Source organism: Lentilactobacillus parabuchneri DSM 5707 = NBRC 107865 (assembly GCF_001435315.1).
In the GTDB taxonomy this organism is placed as follows: domain Bacteria; phylum Bacillota; class Bacilli; order Lactobacillales; family Lactobacillaceae; genus Lentilactobacillus; species Lentilactobacillus parabuchneri.
In genome coordinates this window covers 1-14,117 of sequence record NZ_AZGK01000004.1, presented here as the reverse complement: position 1 = coordinate 14,117, position 14,117 = coordinate 1, and the positions used below count along the sequence as shown (strand labels likewise).

Sequence of the window (14,117 nt, the reverse complement as noted above, 5' to 3'; positions counted from 1 at the left end):
GTGAATAATCGCTTACAAAGACCGTTGTGAAAGCAAAAACAAGTGAGCAATCAAAAATGACACCCAAAGTGAATTGAGTGTCATTTTTGATTGTATTTTTGAAATTTCAAAGTTGAATTTATTATTTTAATATGAATAGTTTAAATAAAAGTTAATAAATTCATTACTTATTCTTTAGAATATTCTTTTTACTTGGTAACGTCACAGCCAACTTACCCATTGAAGAAACGATCATCGGCAAGATCAGGTAATAAACGCAAACCGTATAAATGACGATTAAGGCAGTTTCAATCATTGCAAACGATGCGCCGAAGGTTAACCCGATCGCTAGGGCAATGACGACCAGCAAAATATAACGAACAATTTTACCGTAACTTGCCATCGTCGGTCGAATCCACTCCAGCAGCGATAATTCTGTGTAACGGAAGGAAAGCCCCAACGCGATAATTTGCCAAGCTGCAATAGCCGTTAAGATGCTGACAGCGAGCATTGGAACCTGCCAGTCGAACTGGTTGGTGCCGGTGACGTAATGCATGGTCAGGTAGGTTAATTGAAAGCCGGTGGCCGCAGACATCACGAAAGCGACTGTCCAGTAAAGTGGTTGTAAGATTGAACGGCTGACGATAAAGACGGTCGCCAAGATGCCAATAATGACAATTGCCAATAAGGTGACAAAATGATGGCTGTACTTGGATTGATTAATGGCTTGGGTAACGGGTTCACCGCTAAAGGCGACCTTGTCAGCTGATAGTGGCGTTCCACGAAGCTGAAGATTGACTTGGTCTTCAAGCGTTTTAACCTGTTGAACGTTGTTCTTGCTTGAAGGGGCGTTTTTCAACACAACTTGAATCGTGGTAATCTTTTTATCCTGGCTGGTGTAGTTCAACATCGTCTGGAGAAAATCAGTGTCGGCCAGCTGCGCTTTGGTAATGTAATAAACGTTGGCAGCACCGGATTTTTGTAATCCATTCAAGTAATCGTAAATGTTATTTAACTGATCAGTTGAGGAATGAACCTGGCTGCTAACTTGTTTAAGTTGCTTTTGAACCTGGCTGATTTGTTGACTATAGCTTTGCAGATTGTTGGCACTGTTTTGGCCGTAATTTTGGATGACCGATCCTTCAGCGTTTAACTGGCTGATACCGGCCGAAACACTTTGAAGGGACTGGTTCAATTCGTTAATCTTTTGTTGGTACAGTCGAACCCGCCTGGATGCGCCCTGTTGAACGCTCACACTTGCATTTGCGGCGACGCTGTTGACTTGAGAAGCGAGGCTCGAACTGTCCTCGACGATCTGATTGCTCTTTTTAACCAGTTGTTGCATATCCTTAACCTGTTGTTTCAATGTTGAAAGGTTAAGGTTACTGCCGCTGGTTTGAATCCCGGTTGATGCCTGGGATAACTGGCCGGTTGCCTGCTTGGCGTTGAGGCCGATTGACTGCAACTGATTGGAAACGTAATACTTTTCAATCGGCATTCCGCTAGGTTGGGTGAGTGAATAAGCTGCGCTGACCCCTTTGGTATGCTGTAATTTGCTGGTTAATTGATCCAAGTGCTGGAGATACTTTTCGTTATCCAAAGGTTGGTTATTCTTTAAATAAATGGTGATGGGTGTCGCTTTTCCTTCTGAGAAGTGGGCTTGAAGGACGTGGGCACCTTTGACTGCCTGATTGGTTTGAGTCACGTTAGTCATTGGTGAGTAGTTCAAGCTTGTGTGGTAGAAGTAGATAAACGGCAATGTCAGATATAAAACCACCATGAAGCTGGCAATTGGCTGCCAAAGTGAAAACTCGGTTGCCTGAGTCCAGAAATGTGATTTCATTGCTGTAAGTGGGGCGTTGGACGGCCAGAAGAGGCTTTCACCCAAGGCTGCCAGAAAGACTGCGTTCAGCGTTAAGGTGGCCAACATGAGGACGACGTAGGTCACACCAAGGGTCCATAGGGACTGCAATTGATCATAATTGATGAAGCCACAGCAGGCGAAAATAAGGGCCAATGCACTTCCGACAACTGTGATCGGGAACCGCAAGTCATCGATTGTTTGTTTGGTCGCGTAACGGGCCTCGCGCTGCAGTGCCAAGACGCTTCGGAGCTTTCGGTAAATATAGACATTCCAAATGGTTCCAATGACGACGGTCGCAATGCCAATTTCAAGCGGGACATATTGATTGTATGCAAAGCCGAAGTGTTTGGCGAGAATGGTCGAAAGGCTAAACGATACCACAAACGAAGCAAAGAGGGTGATAAATGAAATCAGCGGTGCCAGCAACGACCGGAAATAAATGCCGACAATCAAAATGGAGACAGCAAACAAAGTGATTAAAACAATGTTGGTCACCTGGGCAGTCTTTTCGTTGTTCACATCCCGAACGATTTCCGGACTGGTAATGTAAGACTGCAATCCTGACACCTTCACCTCGTTGACAAGTTCATTTGTTAATACGCGAAGGGTGTTGCTCTTGGCGTCAATATCAAGGGTCGCAATCTGAGTGGATCCGTCCTTTGACAGTAATTGCTGTTGGCCGGCGACGTTGGTATTAAGCGTCACAATCTTTTTGATACTGTAAAATGATTGGTGCTGTTTTAACTTGTTCAATGCGGTATCGATTTTTGTCTGCTGCTGAGGGGTAATCTTTCCCTTTGGGTTATTGTAGACAACGTTAACCGTTGATGCTTGGCCGAGACCGTACCCCCAGTCCTTGCGAAGTTGTTGCGCCTGTGCCGGCTGCGATGATTGACTGTAAGTTGGCTGACTGTATGATTGAAGCGTATCCGTAACGTTTGGAGCGACTATAATTGCAATAAATGTCATAATCAGCCATACTAGCAGCGTGAATAAGCGATTTTTGTGTAGTTTTGAAATAGTTTCCTTCATCAATTCGTCCCCTAAATATGTATGTATTAAATAGGCCCATATATTAAGAGTTTACCATTTTATGAAAGCAAGCGCGATACGTTTCGGCCGTTTTGATGAATTATCATTAGGAGATTTGCACGAATTTTTAGTAATGACTTGAAGATTTATTTAAAGAGGGGGTCAACAAATGTGTACAAGTATTTTTCAAATCGGTCAGGTGGATGGTGCCCATGTCCTGTCACGGACGATGGACTGGCCGCAGCTCGGCGCTCATCCGGTCTTTGTTCCGCGCAATTACACTTGGCATTCCGTTTATGACGATAAAGCGTATGTCACCAAATACGCAACGCTTGGGTCCGGTCACCAGCACGCCCGCCGGATTGATATGTCCGATGGGGTCAACGAATTTGGTTTGGCCGTTCAAAAACTTACCTTTACCAATGGTAGTGAACTGGTTGAAGAACCTGGCGAAGATAAAATTCATTTGGCACCATTTGAGTTGTCATTTTTTTTGCTGTCCAATTATCAATCGGTTGCAGACATTGAGGAACACATTGAAGAAATTGAGTTAATGGCAGATAAGTATAGCTTGATGAAATACGGGCATAGTGAACTGCACTTTGCTGCCTGTGATTCAACGGGTCGAATTGTCGTCATTGAGCCGGTGACAACCCCGATCGAAATAATCGATAATCCGTTGGGCGTTTTGACGAACAGCAATCACTTCGACCGTCAGATCGATAAATTAAATAAATACATGGACTTCACACCTGACTTTATCAATGGGTCGGTTCCGTTGAATACACCACGGGTAACAACTGGGAATGTGTCCGGAAAATCAATTCCACCTGGTTCTTATTCTCCGGGATCACGATTTGTTCGGGCAGCTTATCTCAAAGAACGAATTGACCTGCCGCAAAATGAAAACGAAGCGGTTGATAACTGCTGGCATATTTTGGATTCGGTGAACGTTCCTAAGAGCACGGCGCATCAGCCAACCTATTCGGTCTATCGGGCAGCGGTTTGCTGTGAGAGCCGAAATTACTACTACCAGCCGTATCATGCCAAATCAGTGGTCAAAATTCAACTTACTGATGAATTAATTCACTCAAATGAGGTCAAATTTTTCCCAGTTGATGATAAAATTGTTTTTAATGAGTTAAACTAGGTAATTGAAGGTGTCTGTGGGGAGAAGTTAAATTGCGAAAACAAGGTTGGCGCATCATTTTATTATTACTAATCACATTTGTGGTGTTAGGTGCAGCCGTCACGTATCGCGGTCAATTAAGCAGTCGATCACCACAGTCGCCAAAAGCGCCCACTTTGGTTCAGAAAAAGTCGGATCATTTTTCCGAAAAGCAAAAGCGGACGTTTATTAGCGAAGTGGGCAATCCAGCGGTTAAGCTGTATCTAAGGGATCGCCAAGTGCTGCCAAGCGTCGTGATCGCCCAGGCAATTTTGGAATCGCAATTCGGAACGTCTGAGTTAACGACAACGGCGAACAACTTATTTGGAATCAAGGGAAGTTATCAGGGGCGGTCGGTGCAGTTTTATACCCAAGAAGTTGAAAACGGCAAGACCATCAAAGTTTTGGCCCAGTTTCGAAAATATCCGAGCCTGGCTGCTTCAATCGCCGATCACAATCAGCTTGTCAGTGCCAAATTTATTAAGTCCAAAAATATTTTGAGCTACCGAACGTCGACCCACTTATTGCAGGAAAATGGCTATGCTACAGACCCGCATTACGCGCAAAAATTAAATCACATCATTGTCAAGTATGACTTAAGCCGGTATGATTTAAGAGCAATTAATTCCAGAGTCTAAATATTACGAGGTGAACGCCACATTGTTGGATTGGGTTTCTAATTTATACGGTCCGTTCTTTGATCCCCATAACTGGGGAACGGTCATTACCAGTGGAAGCGACTGGCTGATTATTTTATCGCTTGTCACAATTGAATGTCTGCTTTCAGTGGATAACGCAGTCGTCTTGGCTGCGCAAACGCAGGCCTTACCAACCAAAGTTCAGCGGGAAAAGTCGTTGTTTTATGGCTTGTGGGGAGCGTATATTTTTCGCTTCTTGATTATTGGAGTCGGGACGTACCTGATCCATTTTTGGGAAATTAAGGTCATCGGGTCACTGTATCTATTGTATTTGGTGTATCAATTTTTCCGGAAAACAAAAATTGTTCGAACCAAGAAGTTAGCGAGTGAAAAAAAGCACGGGTTGTCTTTATTTTGGTCGGTCGTCGCTCAAATCGAATTCATGGACGTTGTTTTCTCGGTTGATTCCGTGTTGGCATCGCTGGCAATCTCATCAAACCCAGTTATCGTGTTGCTAGGTGGAATGATTGGTATTTTGGCGATGAGAGGCGTCGCCGAGGTCATCATGCGCTTAATGGCAGTGATTCCCGAGCTGCAGCCAATGGCCTATATATTAATCGCCATTATTGCATTAAAGCTCTTTCTTTCAATCCCAGCAATTGACATCGAAATCCCAGCCACCGCATTTGGTGGCATCGTGATTGTGGCAGTCATCATCACCTTGATTATTCACTTTGTACGCAAGAATCGGAGGACGACAAATGAGCACGAAGATCACACCTGAGAATTTAGAAGAAGAAACGGATAATAAAATCACCATCATCGATTTCTGGGCGCCGTGGTGCGGTCCTTGTAAGATCTTAGACCCAATATTGGCGGACTTGGAAAAAGAGTATGGTGATCAGATTCACTTTGGAAAGATGAACGTCGACGGCAATCAAGAAATTGCTGAAAAGTATCACGTCTTGAGCATTCCCAGCCTAGTCGTATTCAAAAACGGGCAGGCCAAGGAAAAAGTGACCGGCGTTTACCCAAAGGATAAGTTAAAAAAGTATTTTGAGGCGAAGATTGCCGAAGTCAACGCATAGACATCAACGGAATGGTTTGATGCCTTTTTCTTTTGCCATCGGCGTTAATTTGGCATTTAAAATATCCAATCCCTGCAGTGGGAAGGTGAAGACCGGCGCCAAAATTGCCGGCTTGGACGGATCGGGAACGACTTGGCTCGGCTTTAAATTGGGCAGCATCTTGGCTAAATCCGTTTGGGTGAGTCCGAGAGCTTTGCTGAAATACATGACCCGCTGAAAAATGAGATTTTTAAACCACAGATAATAGATAATTCCAGCGGCAGCGATGTACCAAAAGATCGTCCACGTGATGCCGATTTTGGCAGGTGAGAGGACATCTGTGAATAAAGCAAAGATAATAAAGGCACAATATGTTAAAATGCTAATTATGGTTAGTTTAGATTTTGTTGTCATAATCGACCAACTTTCCAGGTAGATTTTGTGATACTATTTAACCATATATTATATCAAGTTGGAAAAATATAGATAGTGAGATGAAATTGTGAAATTTTCAGTAGAGACAATTGATCGCAAAGATTATGCGGCTGTACGGGGTATCATCGCAGACAGTTATAAGAATGATGGTCCCAACACCGACGGAGACGAAGTTGACATGGTCGACCGGCTCAGATCGGGCGAGGGCTACCAATCACAGTTTGAAGTGGTCGCTAAAGATGACAATCATCAGGTAATTGGTCACGCGCTCATGGTGCCGGCAACGGTCCGATCCGCAACGCACAAATTTCCGATTGTTTCGATTGTCGAGATCGGTGTTTTGAGCAAGTATCGAAATCACGGAGTTGGCCAAGAAATGGTTATCGAGTTGGAAACACGGGCTCGTTTGGCCGGTTATCGCGCTGTTAGTGCGATTGACAATTCAGATTTCTTCTTTAAGAACAACTACGTCCCTGCTGACAACTTCGATATTTTGCCGACTGTCAATGTTGACTTCAACGCTAATTTGATTAAGCCGCTATTTGACGGCGCGCTGTTCCAAAAGGGCGGTAAGATTTATTATCCTGAAGAATTCTTCGGGGTCAGAAGCACCAATTATTAAGTTCATATATAAACTTCCATATTAAAGTAACGGATAGGTCTGGGTGTCAGAAAGCCGGTGGGTGATGCGAATCGGTCAGGACTTATTGGTGAACTACCGTGGTGGGATAATAAACGGATAATAGCTAGAACCGATATCATCTAGTGAGTGGGCTGCAGTTGTGCAGCTTAAGTTGGGTGGTACCACGCGCGAGCGTCCCTTAGTCCTTGATTGGGCTGAGGGATGCTTTTTTAATTCAAAAAAATATGGATTTTTAGATATAAGGAGAAAAACGATGAAACAAGTTGTCAAAGCACCACGAATTGGATTGACTGAAGGGCTGATTGTCCTGGCAATGATGCTGCTGATTATGGGATTCAGTGTGATCAAGTTGCAAATATCGCCCCAAATTCCAATTTTATTTGTCATTTTATTGCTGATTGCCTGGGCCAAGGTTCGCCGATTTTCCTGGGATTCAGTTAATCAAGGTATTATTGATGGGATCTCTACGGGCATTATTCCAATGTTTATCTTCATTTTGATTGGGGCGTTGATCAGTTCTTGGATTGCCGCCGGTGTGATTCCGTCACTGATGGTTTACGGATTTCATCTAATTAGTGCGGAGTGGTTTTTGCCATCGGTCTTTCTTGTCTGCACAATTGTTGGAACGGCGATTGGCAGTGCCTTTACGGTTATCTCAACGATTGGAATTGCCTTTTTGGGAATGGGACTGACGATGGGGGTTAATCCCGCAATGATCGCAGGAGCGGTTATTTCAGGTGCCATCTTTGGCGATAAAACGTCGCCTTTATCAGACTCGACGAATTTGGCGTCTGCTGTGGTTGGGGCAGATTTATTCAGTCACATTCGCAACTTGATGTGGTCGACAATTCCGGCATTTTTCACGTCACTGATTGTCTTTTTCATCATTGGCCGATCAAACGCTAAGCTGAACACGACTTCAATCGACCATACGGTGACTATTTTGACCAGTCACTTCAGCATTTCGCTGTGGGCGTTTCTTCCTATTGTCTTGATGTTTGTCTGTGCATGGCGAAAAATCCCGGCGATTCCGACACTGTTTATTAATATTCTGGTCGCGGTGGGGATGATTTATATCGAGAATCCGCGGACAAAAATTCAATCAGTCATCAACATTTTGACAAACGGATTTGTTTCTCATACCGGAAATAAGGCCGTTGATAATCTTCTGACACGCGGGGGGATTTCCAGTATGATGGCAACGATTGCCCTGATTATTTCGGCTCTGGCGCTGGGTGGCCTCTTAATGAAGTTTGGTGTGATTGATGCCGTAATGGGGCCGTTGTCCAGAAAATTACAGTCAAATGGTTCGCTGATTTCTGCGGTTATATTAAGTGGGATTGGTGTCAACTTATTTGTCGGCGAGCAATACCTATCCGTAATTCTGCCAGGAAATGCGTTCAAATCAACCTTTGAAAAGGCTGGCTTGGCCCCGGTTGCATTAAGCCGGGCGCTTGAAGATGGCGGGACCGTGATTAATTATCTGATTCCATGGGGGGTTGCCGGGGTATTTGCTTCGAATACACTTCAAGTTCCGACGATTCAGTACCTGCCATTTGCAATATTTAGTTTAAGTTCTCCTATTTTTTCAATTCTCAGTGGCTTTACCGGGGTCGGTTTGAAACATTTGAAAACGCATGAAAACGACTAGCATTGCGAGTTTAACAACGTTTTACTAACAAATCGTCAATTGGATATTTGACAAAGATTACTTACTCATTACATTAGTTACGGTCGAACGGTTTTTCTTAATGCCTGTGATATTTGATGGTAACTTCGTAACTATACACTATGTATTGTTGATTGATGAGGTCGACAAAAATTCTAGAAACAGAACACAGATATAGGAGTGTGTAATTTTGAAAAAAGTATTATCTATGATCTTCGCAACTTCAGCCGCAGCTATTGGTCTTTTCTTCGCAGGATCCGCATATGCATCAGCATCAACAATAGTTACAGTTAAGTCAGGCGACACCGTATGGGGAATCTCACAACAATACAATTCCTCAGTCAAGGCTATCGAGAGTGCAAACAATCTTAAGGATGCCAATGTCATTACTGTTGGACAACAATTAACCATTCCTTCAGCAGACAGCGCATCAACTACTCAGGGTAGCGCACATGCAGCACAAGCAACAACAACTCAACAAACACAGAGTTATAGCTCAGCAGCTTCAACCCAAACTAGCCAAGCAGCATCAACAACATCATCAACGGCTACTAGCGGTTCAGTTGCAGAACAAGCAGCACAATTGATGGAACAAAAGACTGGTGTTTCAGCATCAACTTGGTTGGCCATCAGTTACCGTGAATCAAGAAACAACCCAACTGCACAAAACCCTAGCTCAACTGCTCATGGTTTGTACCAATCACTTTACACTACAAGTAATGACTGGCGCGAACAAGTGAACGATGCAGCACGGATTTACCAGTCACAAGGAATGGGTGCCTGGGCATTAAACTAAAGAATCAAAATGCGAAGTAAGCTGTTCAGCTTCCAAGCATTAAAGTAAAAGCAATCCCGATGCGGATAACCGTGTCGGGGTTGTTTTTTTGATTAATCAAAAGACGTTGGCTTGTGAAGCATAACTTGACGACTCGTTATCAGTTAACGAACGGATATTATATTACCGGTAATAAGAAGTTAATCATTCACGGCGCTGATTAAGCGGTAAATGTTATAAAAAAGGTATTCGCAAATCGCGAATACCTTTACTACATACTTTATTAGCCTCTCACCAGCAACTCCATCTGCCCCTTCTGCGGTGCAAAGTTAATGCCAACCAGTGGTTCACGCAAAATCTTGCCGTACTCGTCCAATACGTCGGCAGGAAGTGGGGTGTGGGCTTTGAGTGAGGCAACGACATCTCCGGCGTCAAACGCCTCTGAAAGGTCGATAAACAGGTTAACCTTGCTGACCACGTCTCGGAACAGATCAGTTAAAATTGCGTTTGGTTTTCCCTCAACATCTGTAATAACGACCTGGGAAGAATCGAATGATAGATGGTTAAAACGCACCATTTGTAATACGTCAAACAAGTTATTCATTGACTTCAAGTCCCTTCATGATGAATCATTTAATACTTAGTTTAGACGTTTGTATACTTAAAAGGCAAGAAATATATCGTTTGAAAAACAATTCAGGGCAAAAAAGCGGTCGGAGTGAAACATTTAGTTTCGCCCCGACCGCTTTGCTATGAAAGGTTAGTCACCATTCATAATTGAATTTTTAACAATGACATAATCAACTTTGGTGATATCGTTTAACTTACGGCCACCGGCATATGAAATCGATGACTGAAGGTCCTGTTGCATTTCGTTTAAAGTATCTGAAATGTGGCCACGGTATGGCACCAACATTTGTCGGCCTTCGACGTTGCGGTAGGCACCCTTTTGACGTTCAGATGCTGAACCCCAGTATTGTTTGTATTTCTTGCCATCAATACTGATTAGGTTACCAGGTGTTTCTTCATGACCTGCCAATAATGAACCGATCATGACCATTGAAGCGCCAAAACGAACGGACTTGGCGATATCGCCGTTAAAGCGAATACCACCGTCAGCGATCATTGGTTTTCTTGCGGCCTTTGAGCAGAGACGAAGAGCAGCCAATTGCCAGCCGCCAGTCCCAAAACCGGTCTTCAGCTTAGTGATACATGCTTTACCTGGGCCGATTCCAATCTTGGTTGCATCGGCGCCGGCATTTTCAATTTCGCGAACGGCTTCCGGTGTTCCCAAATTCCCAGCAATCAGGAAACTGTCTGGCAATTGTTCCTTGATGTAGTGGATCATCTGGATAACATAATCCGAATGGCCATGTGCAACATCAATTGTGATGTACTCTGGCTTTTGGTCATCAGAAACTAGTTGGTCGATGAATTCGTATTCTTCAGGTTTGATACCAACGCTGATTGAAGCGTAAAGGTTCAGTGAGTGCATCTTCTTGATGAATGGTTCCCGATTCTCAGGTTGGAATCTGTGCATGATGTAGAAATAGTCATTTTGAGCCAGCCAAATGGCCAAGTCTTCATTAATAACGGTTTCCATATTAGCGGGGACCACCGGAATCTTGAATGTCTTGGGACCAAACTTTACGGATGTGTCAGCGTCACTTCGGCTCTTAATGATATTTTTGTTAGGGATAAGTTGAATGTCTTCATAATCAAATACTTCCATGATTTACCTCCGGATGGTGGTGATTACCACACTTTTTCAACGACGTTCGTCTGCTCTCTGTCAGGACCGACTGAGAAAGTTGCGTAAGGGACTCCGACTGCTTTTTGGACGTGGTTCAAATAATTCTGAGCGTTGGTTGGCAATTCATCAAATGTCTTGCATTTGGTAATATCTTCGTCCCAGCCTGGAAGCTCGTCATAAACTGGCTTGCAGGCATCCAACTCTTTTAAAGTTGCGGGATAGTGGTCAATCTTCTTGCCGTTCAATTCATAGGCAACACAAATTTTTAATGTTTTAATTCCTGTTAAAATGTCTAAACAGTTGAGTGCGAGGTGGGTGTAGCCACTAACCCGAGCCGAGTGGCGAAGAACAACACTGTCGAACCAGCCGATTCGGCGTGGCCGCTTGGTTACAACACCATACTCATGGCCGACTTCGCGGATATGGTCGCCAATTTCGTCATGCAATTCCGTTGGGAAGGGGCCTTCACCAACACGGGAAGTGTAGGCTTTGCAGACACCGATGACGTGGTCGATTCGGTTAGGACCCACGCCGGTTCCAATAGCGGCACCGCCGGCACTTGGGTTCGATGAGGTGACAAACGGGTAAGTCCCGTGGTCGACATCGAGCATGACACCCTGAGCGCCTTCAAACAAAACGTTTTTGTTGTCATCCAATGCATTGTTAATGATGTAGGAAGCATCAACAACGTAAGGGCGAATGCGGTCTGCGTATTCATTATATTCATTAAAGATTGGTTCAAATTCGAGTGGTTCTTCACCGTAGATCTTAGTCAACAGTTCGTTCTTGATTGCGAGATTGCTTCGAAGTTTTTCTTCAAAGATATCCTTGTCAATGAGATCAGCAATTCGAATACCAATTCGTTCGTACTTATCCATGTATGCAGGGCCGATTCCTTTATTGGTTGTGCCAATCTTGGAGTCTTTCTTTTGTTCCTGCAAACCATCAAATAGAATGTGGTAAGGCATAATGACTTGAGCACGATTGGAAATTCTCAAGTTATCGGTACTAATTCCATCCTTTTTCAAATTGTCCATTTCGTTGATCAAGGATTTGGGGTTAACGACAACACCGTTACCAATGACGCTATACTTCTCCTGGTCGAAAATACCGGAAGGAATTAGCTGTAAATGGTAGCTGTTGCCATTAAATACAATGGTGTGGCCGGCATTATCTCCGCCTTGATAGCGGGTGATAATGTCAGCGCTTTGGCCGAAGAAATCAGTAATCTTACCTTTCCCTTCGTCGCCCCATTGACTTCCAACAATCACAATAGATGACATATGAACACCTCTAAATTTTATTGCCAGGAATCTACCCAGCATTTTTAATGATACCAACTTGCAATGTATTAATCAACCAAAACGTTAATAATTTGAATGAGTAAAACGTTTAATATTCGAGTTTGAAACCGAATCCGAACATAATCCATTTATTCTTCTCATAATATAGTCAAAACGTGAACGATATGGTATTATTATCTTGTCATTATTTAGTAGAAAGGACTCGTTATGATAGATAGATATTCTTTACCAGAAATGAGTAATATTTGGTCACTCCAAAATCAATATGCCGCATGGCTTAAAGTTGAAATTGCCATTGATGAGGCATGGTCCAAGCTGGGCAAGATTCCAGCCGAGGACGTTGAGAAGATTAAGAAGAACGCCAAGTTTGACGTGGATGGGATTGCGGAGATTGAAGCCGTGACGCATCACGACATCGTGGCCTTTACCCGGGATGTTTCCAAGTCACTGGGTCCGGAAAAGAAATGGGTGCACTATGGTGTTACCAGTACCGACGTTGTTGACACTGCTTGGGGAGTTCGAATCAAGCAGGCCAACGAAATTATTCGAAAAGATATCGATCACTTCATTGATGTGATTGCAACACAAGCTAAGAAGTACAAGGATACGGTCATGATTGGCCGGACCCATGGTGTTCAGGCCGAGCCAACCACTTTTGGGTTGAAGCTGGCCCGTTGGTATTCTGAAATGAACCGAAACAAGCGGCGTTTTGAACGGGCTTCAAAAGAATTGGAAGCCGGTCAAATCTCCGGTGCGGTTGGAACCTATGCCAACGTGCCACCATTTGTTGAACAGTACGTCTGCGATTCACTTGGCCTAAGAGCACAGGAGATTACCAGCCAAATTTTGCCACGTGATCTGCATGCCGACTACATTTCAACTTTGGCACTGATCGCAACGAGTTTGGAAGAATTTGCGACTGAAATCCGTGGATTGCAACGCTCCGAAATTCATGAAGTTGAAGAACATTTTGATGCAGGTCAAAAAGGATCTTCCGCAATGCCGCATAAAAAGAATCCAATTGGTTCGGAAAATATCTGCGGGTTGGCTAGGGTTGTTCGCGGCCATATGGTCACTGCTTACGAAGATGTCGCTTTGTGGCATGAACGCGACATTTCCCATTCATCTGCCGAACGGATTATTATTCCAGATACATTGACATTGTTGGATTACATGCTGCATCGTTTTTCAAATATTGTCGAACGGTTAACTGTCTTCCCAGAACGGATGAAAAGTAACATGGGACTCACTTATGGCTTGATTTACAGTCAACGAGTGATGCTCAAATTAATTGATTCAGGAATGACCCGTGAGCAGGCGTATGACCTTGTTCAACCATTGACCAAGCAGTCGTGGGACAAAGGGATTCAATTCCGAGATTTGGTTGAAGGCAGCAAGCCGATCACGGATGCCTTGAATGAAGAACAGATCAACGACGCATTTGATTATCATTATCACATTCGCCACGTAGACGAGATTTTTGCTCGGGTTGGTCTCGACTAACCAACCATCGATAACATAAAATAAGTCCCCTTAAACTGCACTGGCAGTCTGAGGGGACTTTTAATTTAGGGCAAAAAGACCAAGCGATTGTCGCCGGATTCATGCCATTTTTCGGCAATTTGGCTTAACGGATAGGTGGTCACGGGGACTGAGATTTTACCGTCGGTGATCATTTTTAACAGTGCCGGCATGTCATTGGCCAATTCGGCGGCCGTGAAGGAACCGAAGCCACTGCCCAGCAAGTGAAAGTCCATGCTTCTAAGAAGCTGTCCAAGATCTATGATTTT

Annotated in this window: 14 protein-coding genes and 1 pseudogene; 9 read left to right on the top strand and 6 right to left on the bottom strand. The window is 43.9% G+C overall.

Annotated features, from left to right (window positions below):
- Nucleotides 1-163 precede the first annotated feature (163 nt).
- The gene (locus FC51_RS05305; protein WP_057909973.1) at nucleotides 164-2,875 is read right to left on the bottom strand and encodes an MMPL family transporter; all 2,712 of its coding nucleotides are present in this window, start codon (nucleotides 2,873-2,875) and stop codon (nucleotides 164-166) included.
- A 169-nt stretch (nucleotides 2,876-3,044) separates the two neighbouring features.
- Here FC51_RS05305 and FC51_RS05300 point away from each other — a divergent pair, with 169 nt between their 5' ends.
- From FC51_RS05300 to trxA, 4 genes are read left to right on the top strand one after another with little or no spacing between them, the layout of a single operon-like run.
- Nucleotides 3,045-4,025, top strand: coding sequence for a linear amide C-N hydrolase (locus FC51_RS05300; protein ID WP_057909972.1), 981 nt, complete (start codon nucleotides 3,045-3,047; stop codon nucleotides 4,023-4,025).
- A gap of 32 nt (nucleotides 4,026-4,057) precedes the next feature.
- Nucleotides 4,058-4,681 (top strand): glycoside hydrolase family 73 protein, encoded by a 624-nt coding sequence (locus tag FC51_RS05295; protein ID WP_057909971.1) that lies wholly within the window; start codon nucleotides 4,058-4,060, stop codon nucleotides 4,679-4,681.
- A 25-nt stretch (nucleotides 4,682-4,706) separates the two neighbouring features.
- On the top strand, nucleotides 4,707-5,465 hold the full coding sequence (locus FC51_RS05290; RefSeq protein ID WP_081037527.1) for a TerC family protein: 759 nt from the start codon (nucleotides 4,707-4,709) through the stop codon (nucleotides 5,463-5,465).
- A complete protein-coding gene (trxA, locus tag FC51_RS05285; RefSeq protein ID WP_057909969.1) occupies nucleotides 5,443-5,769 on the top strand; it encodes a thioredoxin in 327 nt (108 codons plus the stop codon). Before FC51_RS05290 ends, trxA begins: the two co-directional genes overlap by 23 nt.
- Before the next feature lie 3 nt (nucleotides 5,770-5,772).
- On the opposite strand, the gene FC51_RS05280 is transcribed toward trxA, so the two are convergent.
- Nucleotides 5,773-6,162 carry a hypothetical protein gene (locus FC51_RS05280; protein WP_057909968.1) on the bottom strand — a complete coding sequence of 130 codons (390 nt, stop codon included), beginning with the start codon at nucleotides 6,160-6,162 and terminating at the stop codon, nucleotides 5,773-5,775.
- Between the two features lie 88 nt (nucleotides 6,163-6,250).
- On the opposite strand from FC51_RS05280, the gene FC51_RS05275 reads away from it, so the two are divergent.
- The 4 genes from FC51_RS05275 (at nucleotide 6,251) to FC51_RS12690 (ending at nucleotide 9,494) form a co-directional block, all read left to right on the top strand.
- Nucleotides 6,251-6,805 (top strand): GNAT family N-acetyltransferase, encoded by a 555-nt coding sequence (locus tag FC51_RS05275; RefSeq protein ID WP_057909967.1) that lies wholly within the window; start codon nucleotides 6,251-6,253, stop codon nucleotides 6,803-6,805.
- Nucleotides 6,806-7,079: 274 nt separating this feature from the next.
- Nucleotides 7,080-8,477 carry a Na+/H+ antiporter NhaC gene (gene nhaC / locus FC51_RS05270; RefSeq protein ID WP_057909966.1) on the top strand — a complete coding sequence of 466 codons (1,398 nt, stop codon included), beginning with the start codon at nucleotides 7,080-7,082 and terminating at the stop codon, nucleotides 8,475-8,477.
- A gap of 208 nt (nucleotides 8,478-8,685) precedes the next feature.
- Nucleotides 8,686-9,291 carry a LysM peptidoglycan-binding domain-containing protein gene (locus FC51_RS05265; RefSeq protein WP_057909965.1) on the top strand — a complete coding sequence of 202 codons (606 nt, stop codon included), beginning with the start codon at nucleotides 8,686-8,688 and terminating at the stop codon, nucleotides 9,289-9,291.
- A 113-nt stretch (nucleotides 9,292-9,404) separates the two neighbouring features.
- Nucleotides 9,405-9,494 (top strand): DUF5776 domain-containing protein, encoded by a 90-nt coding sequence (locus tag FC51_RS12690; RefSeq protein WP_225355030.1) that lies wholly within the window; start codon nucleotides 9,405-9,407, stop codon nucleotides 9,492-9,494.
- Nucleotides 9,495-9,553: 59 nt separating this feature from the next.
- Here FC51_RS12690 and FC51_RS05260 read toward each other — a convergent pair whose 3' ends face one another.
- The 3 genes from FC51_RS05260 to FC51_RS05250 form a co-directional block, all read right to left on the bottom strand.
- Nucleotides 9,554-9,874 (bottom strand): hypothetical protein, encoded by a 321-nt coding sequence (locus FC51_RS05260; RefSeq protein WP_057909964.1) that lies wholly within the window; start codon nucleotides 9,872-9,874, stop codon nucleotides 9,554-9,556.
- Between the two features lie 156 nt (nucleotides 9,875-10,030).
- Nucleotides 10,031-11,002 carry a GMP reductase gene (locus FC51_RS05255; protein ID WP_057909963.1) on the bottom strand — a complete coding sequence of 324 codons (972 nt, stop codon included), beginning with the start codon at nucleotides 11,000-11,002 and terminating at the stop codon, nucleotides 10,031-10,033.
- A gap of 23 nt (nucleotides 11,003-11,025) precedes the next feature.
- Nucleotides 11,026-12,306 (bottom strand): adenylosuccinate synthase, encoded by a 1,281-nt coding sequence (locus FC51_RS05250; RefSeq protein WP_057909962.1) that lies wholly within the window; start codon nucleotides 12,304-12,306, stop codon nucleotides 11,026-11,028.
- 228 nt (nucleotides 12,307-12,534) lie between these two features.
- Between FC51_RS05250 and purB the strand changes: the two genes are divergently transcribed.
- Nucleotides 12,535-13,830 carry an adenylosuccinate lyase gene (gene purB / locus FC51_RS05245; protein ID WP_057909961.1) on the top strand — a complete coding sequence of 432 codons (1,296 nt, stop codon included), beginning with the start codon at nucleotides 12,535-12,537 and terminating at the stop codon, nucleotides 13,828-13,830.
- 65 nt (nucleotides 13,831-13,895) lie between these two features.
- Here purB and FC51_RS05240 read toward each other — a convergent pair.
- A pseudogene (locus FC51_RS05240) lies at nucleotides 13,896-14,117 on the bottom strand (quinone oxidoreductase family protein); the annotation flags it as partial.

Excerpts from the sequence above, each read along its gene's own strand:
- FC51_RS05305 (WP_057909973.1), bottom strand. The coding sequence starts at position 2,875 with ATGAAGGAAACTATTTCAAAACTACACAAAAATCGCTTATTCACGCTG.
- FC51_RS05300 (WP_057909972.1), top strand. The coding sequence starts at position 3,045 with ATGTGTACAAGTATTTTTCAAATCGGTCAGGTGGATGGTGCCCATGTC.
- trxA (WP_057909969.1), top strand. The coding sequence starts at position 5,443 with ATGAGCACGAAGATCACACCTGAGAATTTAGAAGAAGAAACGGATAAT.
- FC51_RS05280 (WP_057909968.1), bottom strand. The coding sequence starts at position 6,162 with ATGACAACAAAATCTAAACTAACCATAATTAGCATTTTAACATATTGT.
- nhaC (WP_057909966.1), top strand. The coding sequence starts at position 7,080 with ATGAAACAAGTTGTCAAAGCACCACGAATTGGATTGACTGAAGGGCTG.
- FC51_RS05260 (WP_057909964.1), bottom strand. The coding sequence starts at position 9,874 with ATGAATAACTTGTTTGACGTATTACAAATGGTGCGTTTTAACCATCTA.
- FC51_RS05255 (WP_057909963.1), bottom strand. The coding sequence starts at position 11,002 with ATGGAAGTATTTGATTATGAAGACATTCAACTTATCCCTAACAAAAAT.
- FC51_RS05250 (WP_057909962.1), bottom strand. The coding sequence starts at position 12,306 with ATGTCATCTATTGTGATTGTTGGAAGTCAATGGGGCGACGAAGGGAAA.
- purB (WP_057909961.1), top strand. The coding sequence starts at position 12,535 with ATGATAGATAGATATTCTTTACCAGAAATGAGTAATATTTGGTCACTC.